At 71.1% G+C, this 18,502-nt stretch carries 15 protein-coding genes, 1 tRNA gene and 1 pseudogene; 9 read left to right on the forward strand and 8 right to left on the reverse strand.

From position 1 onward, the window contains the following. Positions 1-37: 37 nt before the first annotated feature. The 3 genes from ACE1OC_RS24895 to ACE1OC_RS24905 are packed head-to-tail and all read left to right on the forward strand — an operon-like array spanning position 38 to position 2,095. Positions 38-526 (forward strand): FtsB family cell division protein, encoded by a 489-nt coding sequence (locus ACE1OC_RS24895; protein ID WP_250737322.1) that lies wholly within the window; start codon positions 38-40, stop codon positions 524-526. A gap of 40 nt (positions 527-566) precedes the next feature. After that, positions 567-1,157, forward strand: a complete 591-nt coding sequence (locus tag ACE1OC_RS24900; RefSeq protein ID WP_407838882.1) for a DUF501 domain-containing protein — start codon at positions 567-569, stop codon at positions 1,155-1,157. Further along, complete coding sequence (locus ACE1OC_RS24905) at positions 1,154-2,095, forward strand: exopolyphosphatase (protein WP_407838883.1); 942 nt, start codon at positions 1,154-1,156, stop codon at positions 2,093-2,095. The genes ACE1OC_RS24900 and ACE1OC_RS24905 overlap by 4 nt, the downstream gene beginning before the upstream one ends. A gap of 75 nt (positions 2,096-2,170) precedes the next feature. On the opposite strand, the pseudogene ACE1OC_RS24910 reads toward ACE1OC_RS24905, so the two are convergent. Next, positions 2,171-3,282 (reverse strand): annotated as a pseudogene (locus tag ACE1OC_RS24910) (MerR family transcriptional regulator). Positions 3,283-3,748: 466 nt separating this feature from the next. Between ACE1OC_RS24910 and ACE1OC_RS24915 the strand changes: the two are divergent. Together ACE1OC_RS24915 and ACE1OC_RS24920 are read left to right on the forward strand one after the other, a co-directional pair. Continuing rightward, a complete protein-coding gene (locus ACE1OC_RS24915) occupies positions 3,749-5,131 on the forward strand; it encodes an NAD(P)/FAD-dependent oxidoreductase (RefSeq protein ID WP_250737314.1) in 1,383 nt (460 codons plus the stop codon). Positions 5,132-5,329: 198 nt separating this feature from the next. Then, entirely contained in the window at positions 5,330-6,682 is a 1,353-nt protein-coding gene (locus ACE1OC_RS24920) for a class I SAM-dependent methyltransferase (protein ID WP_407838884.1), read from the forward strand. 86 nt (positions 6,683-6,768) lie between these two features. On the opposite strand, the gene ACE1OC_RS24925 is transcribed toward ACE1OC_RS24920, so the two are convergent. Continuing rightward, positions 6,769-9,315 (reverse strand): ABC transporter permease, encoded by a 2,547-nt coding sequence (locus ACE1OC_RS24925; protein ID WP_407838885.1) that lies wholly within the window; start codon positions 9,313-9,315, stop codon positions 6,769-6,771. A 56-nt stretch (positions 9,316-9,371) separates the two neighbouring features. Beyond that, the gene (locus ACE1OC_RS24930) at positions 9,372-10,136 is read right to left on the reverse strand and encodes an ABC transporter ATP-binding protein (protein ID WP_407841674.1); all 765 of its coding nucleotides are present in this window, start codon (positions 10,134-10,136) and stop codon (positions 9,372-9,374) included. 557 nt (positions 10,137-10,693) lie between these two features. On the opposite strand from ACE1OC_RS24930, the gene ACE1OC_RS24935 reads away from it, so the two are divergent. Together ACE1OC_RS24935 and ACE1OC_RS24940 are read left to right on the forward strand one after the other, a co-directional pair. Then, a tRNA-Leu gene (locus ACE1OC_RS24935) sits at positions 10,694-10,775 on the forward strand. A gap of 203 nt (positions 10,776-10,978) precedes the next feature. Next, positions 10,979-11,836, forward strand: a complete 858-nt coding sequence (locus ACE1OC_RS24940) for a Bax inhibitor-1/YccA family membrane protein (protein ID WP_407838886.1) — start codon at positions 10,979-10,981, stop codon at positions 11,834-11,836. 92 nt (positions 11,837-11,928) lie between these two features. Here the strand turns inward: ACE1OC_RS24940 and ACE1OC_RS24945 are convergent, their stop codons facing one another. Next, positions 11,929-12,159 carry a DUF4287 domain-containing protein gene (locus tag ACE1OC_RS24945; protein ID WP_250736957.1) on the reverse strand — a complete coding sequence of 77 codons (231 nt, stop codon included), beginning with the start codon at positions 12,157-12,159 and terminating at the stop codon, positions 11,929-11,931. A gap of 106 nt (positions 12,160-12,265) precedes the next feature. Between ACE1OC_RS24945 and ACE1OC_RS24950 the strand changes: the two genes are divergently transcribed. After that, on the forward strand, positions 12,266-12,655 hold the full coding sequence (locus ACE1OC_RS24950; protein WP_407838887.1) for a hypothetical protein: 390 nt from the start codon (positions 12,266-12,268) through the stop codon (positions 12,653-12,655). A gap of 19 nt (positions 12,656-12,674) precedes the next feature. Here the strand turns inward: ACE1OC_RS24950 and ACE1OC_RS24955 are convergent, their stop codons facing one another. From ACE1OC_RS24955 to ACE1OC_RS24965, 3 genes are all read right to left on the reverse strand, one after another. Further along, complete coding sequence (locus tag ACE1OC_RS24955) at positions 12,675-13,484, reverse strand: hypothetical protein (RefSeq protein WP_407841675.1); 810 nt, start codon at positions 13,482-13,484, stop codon at positions 12,675-12,677. Positions 13,485-13,797: 313 nt separating this feature from the next. Next, the gene (locus ACE1OC_RS24960; RefSeq protein WP_254387615.1) at positions 13,798-15,018 is read right to left on the reverse strand and encodes an acetyl-CoA C-acetyltransferase; all 1,221 of its coding nucleotides are present in this window, start codon (positions 15,016-15,018) and stop codon (positions 13,798-13,800) included. 67 nt (positions 15,019-15,085) lie between these two features. Continuing rightward, positions 15,086-16,183, reverse strand: coding sequence for an SGNH/GDSL hydrolase family protein (locus tag ACE1OC_RS24965; protein ID WP_407838888.1), 1,098 nt, complete (start codon positions 16,181-16,183; stop codon positions 15,086-15,088). Positions 16,184-16,351: 168 nt separating this feature from the next. Between ACE1OC_RS24965 and ACE1OC_RS24970 the strand changes: the two genes are divergently transcribed. Then, positions 16,352-17,737: a cystathionine beta-synthase gene (locus tag ACE1OC_RS24970; protein WP_407841676.1), complete on the forward strand. Its 1,386-nt coding sequence runs from the start codon at positions 16,352-16,354 to the stop codon at positions 17,735-17,737. Between the two features lie 369 nt (positions 17,738-18,106). On the opposite strand, the gene ACE1OC_RS24975 is transcribed toward ACE1OC_RS24970, so the two are convergent. Further along, positions 18,107-18,496, reverse strand: a complete 390-nt coding sequence (locus tag ACE1OC_RS24975) for a hypothetical protein (protein WP_407838889.1) — start codon at positions 18,494-18,496, stop codon at positions 18,107-18,109. Positions 18,497-18,502 lie beyond the last annotated feature (6 nt).

Consider the following 18,502-nt stretch of genomic DNA (forward strand, 5'->3'; position numbering starts at 1 on the left):
ACGTAGTGCGTCGTGCGCATATAGGGGAGGCGGATCAATGGCCGGGAACCGGGACCGGTTCGCCACGTTCTCGACCGCGACCAGGCTCAAGCAGCTCGGCGAGCGGACCGCGGCGCACGTGTACCGCTCGCAGTCCCGCCGGCAGGTCCGCCGCAGCCGGCTCACCGGCCGGGCCGCCCTGCTCGTCCTCGTCCTCTGTACCCTGGTCGTCGCGCTCGCGTATCCGATGCGCCAGTACGTCTCCCAGCGCTCGGAGATCGCGAAGCAGCAGAAGGACGCCGTCTCCGCGCGGGACCGGCTGGAGCGGCTGCGCGACGAGAAGGCCCGCTGGCAGGACAACGCGTACGCCGAGCAGCAGGCGCGCAAGCACCTGCACTTCGTCCGGCCGGGGGAGATCAGCTACATCATGACCGACCCCGGAGCCGCCGCGGGAGAGCAGCGCCGCAGCGGACAGGCCGCCACCGACCGGCCCTGGTACTCCAACGTCTGGGACGGCGTCGACAAGGCCGACCGCCCGGGCGACTGAGTCCCACCCATCCACGAGAACGAAAAGACTTCCTCCAGGCATGCAGACGCCCCCGCCCCAGACCGACCGGACCGAGCCGACCGCCGCCGACATCGAGGCGTTCGAACAGCAGCTCGGCCGCCCCCCGCGCGGGCTCCGCGCCATCGCGCACCGCTGCCCCTGCGGGCAGCCGGACGTGGTGGAGACCGCACCGCGGCTCCCCGACGGCACCCCCTTCCCGACGCTGTACTACCTGACCTGCCCGCGGGCCGCCGGTGCGATCGGCACGCTGGAGGCCAACGGCGTGATGAAGGAGATGCAGGCCCGTCTCGCCGTGGACCCGGAGCTGGCCGCCGCCTACCGGGCCGCGCACGAGGACTACATCACCCGCCGCGACGCCATCGAGGTGCTCCAGGGCTTCCCGAGCGCCGGCGGCATGCCGGACCGGGTGAAGTGCCTGCACGTGCTGGTCGGCCACTCCCTGGCCGCGGGCCCGGGCGTGAACCCGTTCGGCGACGAGGCCCTGGCGATGCTGCCCGAGTGGTGGGCCAAGGGCGCCTGCGTCACCCCGTGCGGCGAGAAGAAGGCCGAGGAGAAGAAGGCCGAGGAGACGAAGACCGAAGAGACCTCCGCGGCGGAGGCGGGCGCGTGACCCGCGTCGCGGCCGTCGACTGCGGTACGAACTCCATCCGGCTCCTCGTCGCCGACCTCGACCCCGCCACCGGCGAGCTGATCGAGCTGGACCGCCGGATGATCGTCGTCCGGCTCGGCCAGGGCGTCGACAAGACCGGCCGGCTGGCCCCGGAGGCGCTGGAGCGCACTTTCGCGGCCTGCCGCGAGTACGCGGCGGTCATCAAGGAGCTCGGAGCCGAGCGGGTGCGCTTCGTGGCGACCTCGGCCTCCCGGGACGCCGAGAACCGCGACGACTTCGTCCGGGGGGTCCTGGACATCCTGGGCGTCGAGCCCGAGGTGATCAGCGGGGACCAGGAGGCCGAGTTCTCCTTCACCGGTGCCACCGGCGAGCTGACCGGCCGCACCGACCTGGAGCGGCCCTTCCTGGTCGTGGACATCGGCGGCGGCTCCACGGAGTTCGTGGTCGGCACCGAACACGTGCGGGCGGCCCGCTCCGTCGACGTGGGCTGTGTCCGGATGACGGAGCGCCACCTGACGGTGGACGGGGTCGTCACCGACCCGCCGACCGCGGAGCAGATCGCCGCGATACGGGCCGACATCGAGGCCGGGCTGGACCTGGCCTCCGAGACGGTTCCGCTGGCCGAGGCGCGCACCCTGGTGGGCCTGGCCGGGTCGGTGACCACGGTCGCCGCGATCGCGCTGGGCCTGGAGGCGTACGACTCGGCGCGGATCCACCACTCCCGGATCCCGTACGAGACGGTCCGCGAGGTCAGCGAGCGGATGCTGACGCTGACGCACGCCGAGCGCGCGGCCATCCCCGTGATGCACCCGGGACGGGTCGACGTGATCGGCGCGGGCGCCCTGGTCTTGCTGGCGATCATGGAGCGGGTCGGCGCCTCGGAGGTCGTGGTCTCGGAGCACGACATCCTCGACGGAATCGCCTGGTCCATCGCCTGACGCCCGTCGCACACGCACGGCCCGGTGCCCCCGGCGGATCCATCCCGCCGGGGGCACCATCGTGTGCGGGGGCGCCTACGCGTCCAGCCGGACCGGCATCAGGAGCGAGAAGGTCTCCTCGTCGTCGGGGCGGCGGACCACCACGGGGGCCTTGGGGGCGCCGAGCTCCAGAATCAGCCGGTCGCGGTCCCCGGCGGCGAGGGCGTCCAGCAGGAACGCGCGGTTCAGGCCGACGTTGGTCGGGTCGTCGTCCTCGTCGCCGCAGAGGGCCACCTGCGACGCCTGCGACACCTCGTCCCCGTCGGTCACCTTGAGCACGCTGACGTCGCCGGTCGCGCCGTCCTGCTCGCGTTCGGCCGGGCGGACGGGACCCGTTTCCAGGGCCTCGCGGAAGGCCGGCACGTCGACGAGGACCCGGCGCCCCGCGGGCAGGCTGACGAGGCGGCGGTAGTCGGGGAACTCGTGGCCCAGGCAGCGGCCGGCCGCCTGGCGGTCCGCCGTCTCCGTCTCCAGGGCCACGCGGTCTCCGTCCACGGTGAGCAGGACCGGGGCGTCCTCGCTCAGCAGCGCCCGCATCGCGTCCGCGAGCGGGGCGGGTACGAGGAGCTGCAGGCGGGGGCCGGTGTGTCCGGTGGCCCCGGCGCGTGCGACGGCCAGGCGGTACCGGTCGGTGGCCACCACGCGCAGCGCCCCGCCCTCGATGTCGAACAGGATGCCGCCGAGGACCGGCAGCTCGGGGTCGGAGCCGACGGCGAACCGGACGGCGTCCAGGGCGGCGGCCAGTTCGGGCGCCGCCAGGGTGAGCCGGGCGGTCGTGGCGGCGGTGGCGAGGGGCGTGCTCATGGGGTTCTCCCTGTGTTCGAGGAGTGCGTGGACCGCGGAGAGCTCGCTGCGCGCATCGGACAGGCCCCGTTCGAGCCGGAGCAGGTGCGCCCGGAGCAGGCGCGCACCAGATCGGTATCCGCGCCGGCCCAGCCGGCCAGGACGAGCCGGATGTCCGCCAGGGGCATGCCGGCCCTCCGGAGCCGGGCCAGCAGCCGGGCCTCCTCGACCTGCTCGGGCCCGTACCAGCGGTACCCGCTCGCCGGGTCGACCAGGACGGGCACCAGTACGCCGGCCCCGTCGTAGAACCGCAGGGCACTCACGCTCAGGCCGCTGTCGCGGGCGGTCTCGCCGATACTGCGCATCTCGTTCTCCACGCCCCGCACACTGCTCCCTCGACCAGGTCGAGGGTCAACAGCAGGGGTCGGCGGTAGGGGTCCCCAGGGCTCTCGGAGGGTCGTTCGGGGGCCTTAGGTCCCGTCGTCCACATGAACTTCGTGAAGTTCTTCACAAGGAAAAGGTGCCTGTGAGGGCTCTGGAGGAGCCTTTTGGGCGAGTCCGGAGCCTCCTGGGCCTTCTTTTTGCTCGCGTTCGTGCGATTGCCGGACCTCGCGCACCTCTGGCGGTAGGTATCCACGAAGGCGGTGGTCTACTCCGCTTGAGGGCTTGGAGGCCAGTTCAGGACTGGTGTTCAACGACTCCCGTTACACCCTGGTTCCCGCCCCGCGCCATGACCTCGGTCACGTGGGCGGCGGAGTGTAGCAGAGGGGCCCGAGGTCCTTGTGAAGGGGCTCACGAGCGTCACCCCTGAGGGTGCTGGATACTCGTTCCATGAGCACCACGGAGCGTCCCAGGATCCTCGTTGTAGGAGGTGGGTACGTAGGCCTGTACGCAGCCAAGCGCATCATGAAGAAGATGCGTTACGGCGAGGCGACCGTCACGGTCGTCGACCCGCGCTCGTACATGACCTACCAGCCCTTCCTCCCCGAAGTGGCCGCAGGCAGCATCTCGCCTCGGCACGTAGTCGTACCTCTGCGACGCGTGCTTCCGAAGGCTGAGGTCCTCACCGGCCGGGTCACGAACATCGACCAGGACCGCAAGGTCGCCGTCGTCACGCCGCTGGTCGGCGAGGCGTACGAGCTGCCCTTCGACTACCTGGTGATCGCGCTCGGCGCCATCTCCCGCACCTTCCCGATCCCCGGCCTCGCCGAACAGGGCATCGGCATGAAGGGCGTGGAAGAGGGCATCGGCCTGCGCAACCACGTACTCGAGCAGCTCGACAAGGCCGAGTCCACGACGGACGAGGACGTCCGCCGCAAGGCGCTCACCTTCGTCTTCGTCGGCGGCGGCTTCGCCGGCGCCGAGACGATCGGCGAGGTCGAGGACATGGCCCGCGACGCCGCGAAGTACTACACCAGCATCAAGCGCGAGGACATGCGCTTCATCCTGGTCGACGCGGCCGACAAGATCCTTCCCGAGGTCGGGCCCAAGCTCGGCACCTGGGGCAAGGAGCACCTCGAGTCGCGCGGCATCGAGATCTACCTGAACACCTCCATGGACTCCTGCGTGGACGGCCACGTGGTGCTGAAGAACGGCCTCGAGGTCGACTCCAACACCCTGGTGTGGACCGCGGGCGTCAAGCCCAACCCGGTGCTGGCCCGCTACGGCCTGCCGCTGGGCCCCCGCGGCCACGTGGACGCCGAGCCGACCCTCCAGGTCAAGGGCACGGACTACATCTGGACCGCCGGCGACAACGCCCAGGTGCCCGACCTCGCCGCCCGCAAGGCCGGCGTGGAGAACGCCTGGTGCCCGCCGAACGCCCAGCACGCGCTGCGCCAGGCCAAGGTCCTCGGCGACAACGTCATCTCGGGCATGCGCGGCTTCCCGCAGACCGAGTACTCGCACTCCAACAAGGGTGCGGTGGCGGGCCTCGGCCTCCACAAGGGCGTGGCGATGATCGTCATGGGCGGGATGAAGATCAAGCTCAAGGGCCGGCTCGCCTGGTACATGCACCGTGGCTACCACGGCATGGCCATGCCGACCTGGAACCGCAAGATCCGCGTCTTCGCCGACTGGACCCTCGGCATGTTCCTCAAGCGCGAGGTCGTCTCCCTCGGTGCGCTGGAGACCCCCCGCGAGGAGTTCTACGAGGCCGCCAAGCCGGCGCCGGCTCCGGCCGTCGCGGCCCCGGCCGAGAAGGCCAAGGCCTCCTGACCCCGTAGGGGCCGACAGGACCAGCGATACCGGCAGGACCAGTTCGGCCAGTAGGACCAGTTCGACCCAGCGTGTCCCGAAGGGGCCGCCCGCCATCCGTGGTGCGGGCGGTCCCTTCGGCATATTCGGGACCGGATCCGGGTATGCCGTGCGGTCGGAACTTATCGGAGCTCGTCGGAGCCTGTTGGAGGGTCCCGCATGAACGACGCCGCGCCGCGGCTGGCCGCTTTAGCCGAAACCCTGTTGGGAGCCCCTCTCCCCGTCCGGATCCGGGCCTGGGACGGCAGCGAGGCCGGCCCGCTCGGCGGTCCCATCCTGGTCCTGAACAACCGCCGCGCCCTGCGCCGGATCCTGTGGAAGCCGGGCGAGCTCGGCCTGGCCCGCGCCTGGGTGGCCGGGGACCTCACCGTCGACGGTGACCTGTTCGAGCTGCTGGACCGGGTCGGCGGGCTGCTCTGGGAGCGGGACCGCGAGCCCGCCGCGGAGGAGGCCGCCAAGGCAGCCAAGGCAGCCAAGACCGCCAAGACCAAGGCCGCCGGTCCCGCCGCCCGGCTGCGCGATCCGCGCGCCCGGGCCGCCGTACGGGGCCTCGTGGGCCTGGCGCGGCCGTGGACCAAGCCGGCCCCGCCGCCCGAGGAGGCCCACCGCCGCGGCGGTGGCCCCCGGCACACCAAGGGGAGCGACCGGCAGGCCATCAGCCACCACTACGACGTGGGCAACACCTTCTACGAGCGGGTGCTCGGCCCGTCGATGGTGTACTCCTGCGCCTACTGGACCCCCGGCGGGAGCCTGGAGGACGCCCAGCGGGACAAGCTGGACCTGGTCTGCCGCAAGCTCGCCCTGGGCCCGGGGGACCGGCTCCTGGACGTCGGCTGCGGCTGGGGCTCGATGGCCCTGCACGCGGCCCGGGAGTACGGGGCGAAGGTCACCGGGATCACGCTCTCGCGCGAACAGGCCGCCTACGCCCGCAAGCGGGTCGCGGACGAGGGCCTGGCCGACCTCGTCGAGATCCGGGTCCAGGACTACCGGGACGTCAAGGACGGCCCGTACGACGCCGTTTCCTCCATCGGGATGGCCGAACACGTGGGCGCCGACCGCTACCGCACGTACGCCCGCACGCTGTACGGCCTGCTGCGACCGGGCGGGCGGCTGCTGAACCACCAGATCGCGCGGCGCCCCGAGCCGGATGAGGAGGCGTACCGGATCAACGCGTTCATAGACGCCTACGTCTTCCCCGACGGGGAGCTGTCCCCGCTGGGCACCACCGTCGGCGAGCTGGAACGGGCCGGCTTCGAGGTCCGCGACGTGGAGGCGCTGCGCGAGCACTACGCGCTCACCCTGCGGGCCTGGGTGGCCCGGCTGGAGGAGCACTGGGAGGAGGCGCAGCGGCTCACCTCGCCCGGGCGGGCCCGGGTCTGGCAGCTGTACATGGCCGCCTCGGCGCTCGCCTTCGAGCACAACCGGCTCGGCGTCAACCAGGTGCTCGCGGTGCACACGGGGACCCGCTCGGCCTCCGGGATGCCGCTGCGCGCCCGGGAGTGGCCGGTGTAGCCCGTACGGGCCGGGAAACGCCGCAGGGCCCCGCGACGGGATGTCGCGGGGCCCTGCGGCTTCGTGCGGGTGTGCTCGTACGGCTGCTACTCCGTCTTGATCGCGGTCAGCATGTTCAGCCGGGCCGCGCTGCGGGCGGGCCACATGGCCGCCAGGGCGCCGACGATGCCGGCCAGCAGCATGAAGATCGCGATCCGGTCGAAGGGGATCACCAGGGCGTAGTTCGGGATCGAGCCCTTGATGGTCTCGCCCACGGCCCAGGCGATGAAGGTGCCGAGGGCCACGCCGATCACCGCGCCGAAGAGCGAGATCACGATGGCTTCCAGCCGGATCATGTTCTTGACCCGGCCGCGGTCCAGGCCGATGGCCCGCAGCATGCCGATCTCCTGCGTCCGCTCGTACACGGACATCGCCAGGGTGTTGACGACGCCGAGGACCGAGATGATCAGTGCCATGGCGAGCAGGCCGTACATGATGTTCAGGGCGGTGTTGATCATGCCGCCCATCTCGTTGCGGATGTCCTGCTGGGTGGCGAAGGTGATCGCCGGGTTCTTGCCGAGGGCGTCGACGAGGGCCTTCTCGCCCTTCTCGGAGGCGCCGCCGTCCACCTTGACGAAGACCTCGCGGATGTACGGCTCCTCGCTGTGCTCGGTGAGGATCTTGTAGTCGATCACGTAGGGGGAGAGCATGCCCTCCATGTCCTTGTAGATCGCGCCGACCTTCAGGTCCGCCTTCTTGTTGTCGCCGAAGGTGGCGTTGAGGGGGGAACCGACCGACAGCCCCTGCTCCTTCGCGGTCTTCTCGGCGACGGCCACCTCGCCCTTGGCGAGGCTGGTGAGCTGACCGCTGACCACGTCGAAGTTGAGGAGCTGCCCGATGGTGGCGGGGTTGACTCCGGAGACGGAGCGGTAGTCGTCGCCGACCCGGATGCTGCCGGCCTGCTGCGGGGAGACGGCCTTGACGCCCGGGGCCTTCTCCAGCGCGGGGAGCACGGAGGGGTCCATGCTGCCGAAGGCTTCGCCCATGGAGACCTTGTAGTCGGCCTTGAGGTTGTCCGTCGTCATCCGGTCGATGGCCTTGCCCATCGTGATGCCGAGTACCGACAGGGCGGTGACCAGGGTCAGGCCGATGGCCAGCGAGGCGGCGGTGACGGCGGTGCGGCGCGGGTTGCGGACCGCGTTCTGCGCGGCCAGCTTGCCGGCGACGCCGAAGACCTTCTCCAGCAGCGGGCGGACCGCCGCGATGACCGGGCGGGAGAGGGCCGGCAGCAGGATGATGATGCCGATCATCGTGAGGAAGGCGCCGGCACCGATGAGCATCTTGCCGTCCTTCCCGCTCATCGCTCCGCCGAGGATGCCCAGCAGACCGAGGAGGGTGACGGCGCCGCCGATGCTGTTGCGCAGCACCAGGGACTTCGAGGAGGCCGGCAGGTGGGCGCTGCCCATGGCGGCGACCGGGGAGATCTTGGCGGTGCGGCGCGCGGGCAGCCAGGCGGCGAGCATCGTGACGACGACGCCGATGACGATCGCGGCGGCGATGGTGACGGGGGCGACGACCAGCGGGCCGGCCGGGATCTTGACGTCGAAGGCGTTCATCGCGGAGCGCATGCCGACGGCGAGCCCGACGCCGACGATCAGGCCGATGGCGGAGGAGATCACGCCGACGACCAGGGCCTCGGCCAGGACCGAGCGCTTGACCTGGCCGCGGTTGGCGCCGACGGCGCGCAGCAGGGCCAGCTCCTTCGTGCGCTGGGCGACCAGCATGGTGAAGGTGTTGTAGATCAGGAAGATGCCCACGAAGAGGGAGATCAGCGCGAAGGTCAGCAGCATCTGGTTCATGCTGTTCATGCCGGCTTCGATGTCCTTGGCCTGCTGGGCGGCGAGCGCCGCGCCGGTCTGGGCCTTGGCGTCCTTGCCGACGAGCGGCTTGATCTCGGTGAGCAGCTGGTCGGCGGAGGTGCCGGCCTTCGCGCTGACCGCGAGCTCGTCGTAGTAGCCCGGCTCCAGGTAGAGCTGCTGGGCGGTCGGGGTGTCGAACAGGACGAGCGAGCCGCCCGCGTTGACCGCGCCGTCCTCGGTGGTGAAGACGCCGGTGAGCGTGTACTCCTTGGCCGGGCCGTTGTCGGCCACCCGGACCTTGTCGCCCACCTCGTACTTGCCGCGCTTGGCCGTCTCCTGGTCGAGGGCGATCTCGCCGGCCTTGGCCGGGCCGTTGCCCTCGGTGAAGGCGTAGCGGGGGTCCTTGCCGTCCTTGAGGGGGACGAAGTTGGCGCCGGTGTTGGACCAGCCGTTGCCGATCAGCTTGCCGTCCTGGTCGCCCACGGCGGCGAAGCCGTGGACGCGGCCGGACGCGGAGTCGACGCCGCCGAGGGCCTTGACCTTGTCCAGGGTCTGCTGGCTGATGCCCGGCTCGCCCTCCTTGACGCCCTCGTCGTTGCGGGGGGCGCCGTAGGAGGTGACCGAGACGGCCACGCCGTCGAAGCTCTTGGCGGACTGGTTCGACATCGCCTTGCCGACGGTGTCGGTGAAGACGAGCGTGCCGGAGACGAAGGCGACGCCGAGGACGACGGCGAGCACCGTCATCAGCAGCCGGGCCTTGTGCGCGAGCACGTTGCGCAGGGCGGTACGGAACATGGTGGAGGAATCCCAGGGGTGTTCGGGGGTCAGCGGGGACGGGGAGGGTGCGTCCCTCAGCTGGTGCGGCCCTTGGCGTCGAAGGCCTTCATGCGGTCGAGCACGCCGTCCGCGGTGGGCTGGATCATCTCGTCGACGATGCGGCCGTCGGCGAGGAAGATGACGCGGTCCGCGTAGGAGGCGGCGACCGGGTCGTGGGTGACCATGACGACGGTCTGGCCGAGCTCGCGCACGGAGTTGCGCAGGAAGCCGAGGACCTCGGCGCCGGAGCGCGAGTCGAGGTTTCCGGTGGGCTCGTCGCCGAAGATGATCTCGGGGCGGGAGGCCAGGGCGCGGGCCACGGCCACGCGCTGCTGCTGGCCGCCGGAGAGCTGGGTGGGGCGGTGGGAGAGGCGGTCGGAGAGGCCGACCATGTTGATCACCGCGTCCAGCCACTGCCGGTCGGGCTTGCGGCCGGCGATGTCCATGGGGAGCGTGATGTTCTCCAGGGCCGTCAGGGTCGGCAGCAGGTTGAAGGCCTGGAAGATGAAGCCGATCTTGTCCCGGCGCAGCTGCGTGAGCTGCTTGTCCTTCAGCGTGGACAGCTCGGTCTCGCCGATGCGGACGGACCCGGCGGAGAAGGTGTCCAGGCCGGCGACGCAGTGCATCAGCGTGGACTTGCCGGAGCCCGAGGGGCCCATGATCGCGGTGAACTGGCCCGCCGCGAAGTCCACGGAGACGTTGTCCAGAGCGACCACCTGGGTCTCGCCCTGGCCGTACACCTTGGAGAGGCCGGTGGCGCGCGCGGCGACGGCCTGGGAGGTGTGCGGGGCGTAGTTCATGGTGGTCACGGAGGCGACTCCTCAAGGGGCGGACCGGGCTCACGGTCCGCGGTTGGCGGGACTCCTCCATCGTCGCGGCGCCCACCCCCGCTCCGGATCAGCCGTGATGCCCGTTCTCCGGTCCACCGGAGACTGACCACGGAGGGCCGCGCCTCCTCCTTTGGTATGACGGCAGCCCGGGGGAGGGGCGGGGGAGGCCGCCGGGCGGGCGGCGCGGGAGCGGGGAGCGGAAGCCGGGGCGCGCGGCGGAGCGGAGCCGGAGACGGAGCCGGAAACGGGGTGGAACCGGAGGTGGAAACGGCCCGGAAGCGGAGCCGGGCCGAGGGGGTGGCGCACGGGGTGGCGTGCGGGGTGGCGCGGGCCATCGAAATCCCGTCAATCCCGTGGCGGCCATGATCGACGCCCGGAACGTACCGACCGTGGCTTCTGTCCCCTGACGAGCCATCAAGCGCCAATAAAATCAGACAACATCGGCGAGACGCCCAGGTGGGGGCGTAAGCGTTCCGGATAGGCTCGGCGTAGCGTTCAAGGCTTTTCCTACGGGGCCGCTACGCCCTGCCCGGATGGTGGAATGCAGACACGGCGAGCTTAAACCTCGCTGACCCTCGGGTCGTGCCGGTTCAAGTCCGGCTTCGGGCACGCTGATGGTGAGGATGTTCCGTTTCAGGCCGGAACACGCGGAGGGCGGGGGCGCCACGAGTGCCCCCGCCCGTCCCGCGGAGCGGGGCCCGTACCAGTCCCGTACCAGTGGGGAAAGATCCTCCTCCAGCAGTAGGGCGATTTCTTTGCGTTCGCATTACTCTTGATTCCAAGGCCGCGCACGGTGGCCATGGAGGAGTGAGATGAGGAGCAGCAACCCGGTCTTCTCGCGACGGGGGTTCAGCCGCGACAACGGTGCTTATGCGGGCTTCGGCACGCAGCAGCCCCAGGCCCAGGCCGGGACCGCCACCAACCCGTACGCGACCAACCCCTACGCGACCGACCCGGCCACGGGCATGCCGCAGGCTCCGGTCCGCGGCAACGCGATGACCATCGACGACGTCGTGAGCCGTACGGCTCTGACGCTCGGCACGGTCATCCTGACGGCGGCCGTCTCCTGGATCGCGCTTCCGGTCGACCCGGCCAACATCAACAAGTCGTACGGCATCGCCATCGGCGCCGCGCTCATCGCGTTCGTCTTCGCGATGGTCCAGTCGTTCAAGGCCAAGCCCGTCCCGGCGCTGATCCTGGCGTACGCGGCCTTCGAGGGCGTCTTCCTCGGCGTCATCAGCTCGGCCGTCAGCACCTACGTCGGTCCCGGCACGGTCGTCCAGGCCGTCATGGGCACGATGTGCGTCTTCGCCGGCGTGCTGATCGCGTACAAGATGCGCTGGATCACCGTGAACCGGCGCTTCGTCGGCTTCGTGACGGCGGCCGCCATCGGCTTCATGCTCCTGATGGTCGTCAACCTGCTGTTCTCGGTCTTCGCGGGCGGCGACGGCCTCGGCTTCCGCAGCGGCGGCCTCGGCATCCTCTTCGGTGTCATCGGCATCATCCTCGGTGCCGCCTTCCTCGCCATGGACTTCAAGATGGTCGAGGACGGCGTGACCTACGGCGCCCCCCGCGAGGAGTCCTGGCTGGCGGCCTTCGGCCTCACCATGACCCTGGTGTGGATCTACATGGAGATGCTGCGCCTGATCTCCATCCTCAAGGGCGACTAGTACGCACTGCTTGAGCTGAGGAAGGCCCCGCGAGCAAGCGCTCGCGGGGCCTTCCCGCATGTCGGGGGCTACGGACGGGGGCGGGGGCCGGGTCAGCCGAACTTGCGGGCGGCCCTGCGCAGGTCGTACTCGTGGATGATCGCCTTGGCCTGGCCGTACGACAGCTCGTGCGCGCCGAGCAGCCAGCTGACCTTCTCTTCGAACCGGACGAGGGAGGGGCCGTCGTCCACGGCCCGGAGCCAGTCGGAGAGTTCACGACCGGTGGTCTGAGGGATTCTGTCGATCATGTTGCGGTGGGTCTGTTCGGAGAACTCGACGGACATGGGCGCCTCCGGGGGTATCGCCGTGCTGTGCTGTTCTCTTCACGCCACCGTGCCGGAGAGTTCGCCCGTTGGCAATGGCGCCGCGGCGGCGCGTAAGGTCGGCCGGGTGCTCGATACCTCACCCCTGACCGCCGCCGTGGAACGTTTCGCCGACCGGCTGCGGGCGGCGCCGCAGAGCCGGCTCCAGCAGGGCGCCGCCGAGGTGGCGCTGGACCTGGCCCGGGAGCTCTCGCTGAGGGCGCAGCGGCTGGAGGCGGCCTCCTCGGGCGCCGGGGACGCGGCGGGGGCGGCTCCGGCGCGGACGATGCCCGACGCCGGGATCTTCGTCGTCGGCGACCAGCTGGCCGTGGCCGGGCTGGACCTCGCCGAGGCCCTGCACGCCGCGGTGGCGGGCCCCGCGGGTGCCCCGGGTCCGGATGCGGCGAAGGCCCCGTCCGAGGAGCTGGACGAGGCCGTTCGGCTGGTGGATCAGGCGGAAGCCAGGGCGCTGCGGTGACGCGGAGCGATGCGGGGACTCAGAGCGAGGCGATGACGCGGTCGGCGAGGATGTAGACGTTGCTGTCCGGGTCCTCGGAGTCGCCGCAGGAGAAGGTCAGGGCGTAGGCGCCGGAGATGCCCGAGCCGCCCAGCAGGACCGGTGCGCTGCCCGAACGCAGGGCGTCGGCGAGCCGCTCGGCGGTCTCCCGGTGGCCCGGGGTCATGCAGAGCGTGGTGCCGTCGGTGAAGACGTACACGTCCAGGGTGCCCAGCGGGCCGGGGCGGACGTCCGCGAGGGCCGTACGGGCCTCCGCGAGCTCCTCCAGGCGGTTGACCGTGCGCTCGTGGTCGGCGCCGGGGTGCGAGGCCTGCACGGGGACGAAGTCCGGGTGCGAGGGGTGGCGCCGGCGGGCGGCGGCCAGCTCGGGCGAGTCCTCCGGGTAGCTCTGGTAGTCCTCGGCGTCGTCGCCCGGGAGCGGCTCCAGGCCGACCATGTCCGCCTGCCGGGGCAGGAAGACGGGGCTCTCCTCGCCGAGGCCGGACAGGCCGCCCAGCAGCGAGGGGGCGTCGGCGGCGTCACGGGCCTCCTGGGCGGCCCAGAAGGCGCGCGCCTCGGCGAGCTCGCGCTCGCGCTCCTCGGCCAGGGCCTCGGCGACGGCGGCTCGTATCTCGGCGGCGGGGGACTCCACGGCGCTGCGGGCGTGCGGGACGGTGGCGCCACGGGGGTGCGAAACCGTCAGCTCACCGCGCAGTGCGGTGACCTGCTTGCGCAGGCCGTGGACGGCGTGCAGCGCAGCAGCGCCGACGGCCGTGGCAGCGGCCGTGGTCAGCAGTAGGGCAAGAGACATGGCGCTCACTGACTAACTCCTGATTGATTCGATCCCCCGACTTCCTACATCAGCTTGTCCTGCCCTGGGAATGGCTTGCAGTGCATTACGTCATGAATTGGACAGGCCTTTCGTCCCGAGAGCCCCACCCGAACCAGGCCTGACCTGCGAAAACAAGGATCCCCCAGGACTAAGGTCACATCCTGGGGGACATTTGGTCACAGAATGGCCGCGAGAGGATTAGATTTGGTGTCAGTACGCCGTATGGGATCAAGCGGATCCCTTACGGCGTCTGGCCTCGGCTCTTGATCCCGACGGCCCTGCTAGCCGCGGACTAGCTGAGACGCTCGATGATCATGGCCATGCCCTGGCCGCCGCCGACGCACATGGTTTCGAGGCCGAACTGCTTGTCGTGGAACTGCAGGCTGTTGATCAGCGTGCCCGTGATGCGCGCGCCGGTCATCCCGAAGGGGTGACCGATGGCGATGGCCCCGCCGTTGACGTTCAGCTTCTCCAGCGGGATCTCGAGGTCCCGGTAGGAGGGGATCACCTGGGCCGCGAAGGCCTCGTTGATCTCGAAGAGGTCGATGTCGCCGACGGTCAGACCCGCCCGCTTCAGCGCCTGCTTGGAGGCCTCGACCGGGCCCAGGCCCATGATCTCGGGGGAGAGGCCGGTCACGCCGGTGGAGACGATCCGGGCCAGCGGGGTCAGGCCCAGCTCGCGCGCCTTGGTGTCGCTCATGACGACCAGCGCCGCGGCGCCGTCGTTCAGCGGGCAGCAGTTGCCGGCCGTGATCAGACCGTCGGGGCGGAAGACGGGCTTGAGGCCCTGGACGGCCTCCAGGGTGACCCCGGCGCGCGGGCCGTCGTCCTGCGAGACGACCGTGCCGTCCGGGGTGGTGACCGGGGTGATCTCGCGGGCCCAGAAGCCGTTCTTGATGGCTTCCTCGGCCAGGTTCTGCGAGCGCACGCCGAACTCGTCCATGTCGGCGCGGGTCACGCCCTTGAGGCGGGCCAGGTTCTCCGCGGTCTGCCCCATCCCGATGTACGCGTCGGGGGTGCGGCCGTCCTCGCGCGGGTCGTGCCAGGTGGAGCCGGTGGACTCGGCCACCTCCTTGGTACGGGCCTCGGACTCGGCGAAGAGCGGGTTGTGGGTGCCCGGGATGCCGTCGGAGGAGCCGTTCACGGACCGGGAGACCATCTCCACGCCCGCGGAGATGAAGACGTCGCCCTCGCCCGCCTTGATGGCGTGCAGCGCCATCCGGGAGGTCTGGAGCGAGGAGGCGCAGTAGCGGGTGATCGTCGTGGCGGGCAGGTGGTCCATGCCCATCTGCACCGCGACGATCCGGCCCAGGTTGTGGCCCTGCTCGCCGCCCGGGAGGCCGCAGCCCAGCATCAGGTCGTCGATCTCGCGCGGGTCCAGCCCGGGAACCTTGGCGAGGGCGGCCTGGATGACCGTGGCGGTCAGGTCGTCCGGGCGGACGTCCTTGAGGGATCCCTTGAAGGCGCGACCGATCGGCGAACGGGCGGTGGAAACGATGACGGCTTCGGGCATCGGGGCTCCAAGGGAGGTGGTGTCGTACCGGGACCGCATGCGAAGTTACCGCCCCGTACCGTCGAGGTCACTGCCCTTGCGATGTGACTCCGGTCGCTCTGGGCGCATCCGCCGCACCGCCCGCCGGGGCGTCCGGCGCGCCGTCCGGCCCGGCTCCTCCAGTCTGCTCCGTTCCGGTCCGCTCCGTGAGGTCCTCGCCCGGCACCCGGCGCCTGCGCCGGTACTTGAGCAGCGCCCACGCGCCGCGGGCCCCGGTCACCTCGGTGCCGGCCTGGCCCGCCGCGGCCGAGGCGGCCTTGGCCAGCGGGAGCATGTCCTCGTTGCGCGAGACGTCCAGCCGGTCCGACTCGGGCCAGACGCCCAGGGCCGCGCACAGGGTCGGCAGTATGGCCATCGCCGCGGTCGCGTACCCCTCCGCCGACGGGTGGTAGGAGTCCGGTCCGAACATCTCGCGGGGGTTCGCCGCGAACTCCGTCCCCATCAGGTCGCCGATCGAGACGGTACGGGCGCCCAGTGCGAGCACTCCGATCGTCTGGGCGGCCGCGAGCTGGCGCGAGACCCGGCGGGCCAGCCACCGCAGCGGCTGGTAGACCGGCTCGATGGTGCCGAGGTCCGGGCAGGTGCCGACCACCACCTCGGAGCCCGCGAGCCGCAGCCGGCGTACGGCCGCGGTCAGCAGCCGCACCGACTGGGTGGGCGGCATCCGGCGGGTCACGTCGTTGGCGCCGATCATGATCACGCACACGTCGGGGGGCGGGCCGTCGCCGTCCAGCAGCAGCCCCGTCTGGCGGTCCAGGTCGTCCGACATGGCACCCGAGAGCGCCACGTTGCGCAGCTCGACCGGCCGCTCGGCCACCGCCGCCAGCCCCGAGGCCAGCAGGGCTCCCGGAGTCTGCCGGGCCCGCCGCACCCCCAGCCCGGCGGCCGTGGAATCACCCAGTACGCCGAACCGCAGCGGGCCCGGACTCAGCTCCGGGCCGCCGAACTCGCTCCCGTACAGCCCGTCCGCGCGCGGCGGATCCGGCAGGCCGGTGCCGACCGTCCGCTTCGCGAACTGCATCTCCGCGACCACCAGCCCGACCGCGGCGGCTCCTACGAGCCCGAGCCCGCCACCGCCGTACGCCGCTCCCGCCGCGATGCGGCGGGCCGTCCTCGCCCTGGACACCCTTCAAGCCACCTTCTCGGTCCCTTTGGCCGGATCCCTGCGCCGTCCCTGCAGACCCCGCCGTCCTGTTGACCTACCTGCCCCGTACGGACGGTCGGCCAATCCCTTTCCGCATAGTCTGGCGGTGCCTCCCGGAGAACCCGTGGAGTCCCCTCCTTGGAGAACATGGTGCAATTCCACGACTCGATGATCAGCCTCGTCGGCAACACCCCGCTGGTGAAGCTCAACCGTGTGACCGAAGGCCTCCAGGCCACCGTCCTTGCCAAGGTCGAGTACTTCAATCCCGGCGGATCCGTGAAGGACCGGATCGCCGTCAGGATGATCGAGGCCGCCGAACAGAGCGGAGCACTCAAGCCCGGCGGCACCATCGTGGAGCCCACGAGCGGCAACACGGGTGTAGGACTCGCCATCGTGGCCCAGCAGAAGGGCTACAAGTGCATCTTCGTCTGCCCCGACAAGGTCTCGGCTGACAAGATCAACGTCATGCGCGCGTACGGCGCCGAGGTCGTGGTCTGCCCGACCGCCGTCGACCCCGAGCACCCGGACTCGTACTACAACGTGTCCGACCGCCTCGTGCGCGAGACCCCGGGCGCCTGGAAGCCCGACCAGTACAGCAACCCGAACAACTCGCGCTCGCACTACGAGACCACCGGCCCCGAGCTCTGGGAGCAGACGGCCGGGAAGATCACCCACTTCGTCGCCGGCGTCGGCACGGGCGGCACGATCTCGGGCACCGGCCGGTACCTCAAGGAGGCCTCCGACGGCCGCGTGAAGATCATCGGCGCGGACCCCGAGGGCTCGGTCTACTCCGGCGGCTCGGGCCGCCCGTACCTCGTCGAGGGCGTCGGCGAGGACTTCTGGCCCACCGCCTACGACCCGAACGTGACCGACGAGATCATCGCGGTGTCCGACAAGGACTCCTTCCAGATGACCCGCCGCCTCGCCAAGGAGGAGGGCCTGCTCGTCGGCGGCTCCTGCGGCATGGCGGTCGTCGCGGCGCTGCGGGCGGCCGAGGGCCTCGGCCCGGACGACGTGGTCGTCGTCCTGCTCCCGGACAGCGGGCGCGGCTACATCAGCAAGATCTTCAACGACGAGTGGATGGCCGGACACGGCTTCCTGGAGGACACGGGCCCCTCCGCCCGCATCCGGGACGTGCTCGCGGACAAGGCGGGCGGCATCCCCTCCCTGGTCCACATGCACCCCGAGGAGACCGTCGGCGAGGCCATCGAGGTGCTGCGCGAGTACGGCGTCTCGCAGATGCCGATCGTCAAGCCGGGCGCCGGTCACCCCGACGTGATGGCCGCCGAGGTCATCGGCTCGGTGGTCGAGAAGGAGCTGCTGGCGGCGCTGTTCGCCGGCGGCGCCTCGCTCGGCGACCCGCTGGAGAAGCACATGAGCGCGCCGCTGCCGCAGGTCGGATCGGGCGAGCCCGTCTCCGAGCTGATGGCGGTGCTCGGCGAGGCCGACGCGGCGATCGTGCTGGTCGAGGGCAAGCCGACCGGTGTGGTGAGCCGTCAGGACCTGCTGGCGTTCCTGGCCAAGGGCGCCAAGTAGTCCGTGGCCGAGTAGGCCGTACGGGTGCGTGCGCGCGGACGACGCGCAAACGGTACGGGCCCGACACGTGACGGCAGCACCCGCTTAACAAGGCTCCGGCACAGTGGTGGTTGTCGGCAGGGAAGCCCGGGAAACCGGGACCCGGCCGGCACCACGAACGGCGTCGGCGCACCTCCGGAGCGGCTCCCGGACCGCGTTGGACGCCATGGACGCGCGGACGGCCCTGACCCGGCCCGTGTCCTGCGCGGGGACCGCCGTCGTCCCGCCCCCGGGAAACCGGGGTGCGGCGGTCCCCGCGCATAAACATGTGCGCGGGGACCCAGGGCGTGTCTTCGGGCCCTTCCGGCCGCCGCCCCTGCTGCCTGCCCGTCAGTCCAGCGCGTCGGTACCGCGCTCGCCGAGGTGGCGGCGGCGGAACTTCGCCGCGTGGACGTAGTTGACGCCCAGGATGCCGAGCCAGGCGACGATCAGACCGCTGAGATGGGCCTGGGCGGCGCCGATCGCGGAGAGCGGGATCGCCAGCACCAGGGTGATGATCGCGAAGCCGAAGCGCTCGCCGAAGTTGCCCTCGAGGGAGTCCGCCGCGCCCGGATGGGGGCCGCGGGCCGCGGAGAGCCGCTCCTCCGCGAGGCGCCGGCGCACCTGCGTGTCGACCTTCTCCACGAACGAATCCACCAGCGCGGCCTCGTACTCCGACCCCAGCTCCCGCCGGGCGTCGAGCGTGGCGGAGAGTTCCTTCTTCAGCTCCTGCGACTCCATCCCGTC

Origin of the sequence: Streptomyces stoeckheimensis (assembly GCF_045822005.1) — a bacterium.
Taxonomy (GTDB): domain Bacteria; phylum Actinomycetota; class Actinomycetes; order Streptomycetales; family Streptomycetaceae; genus Streptomyces; species Streptomyces stoeckheimensis.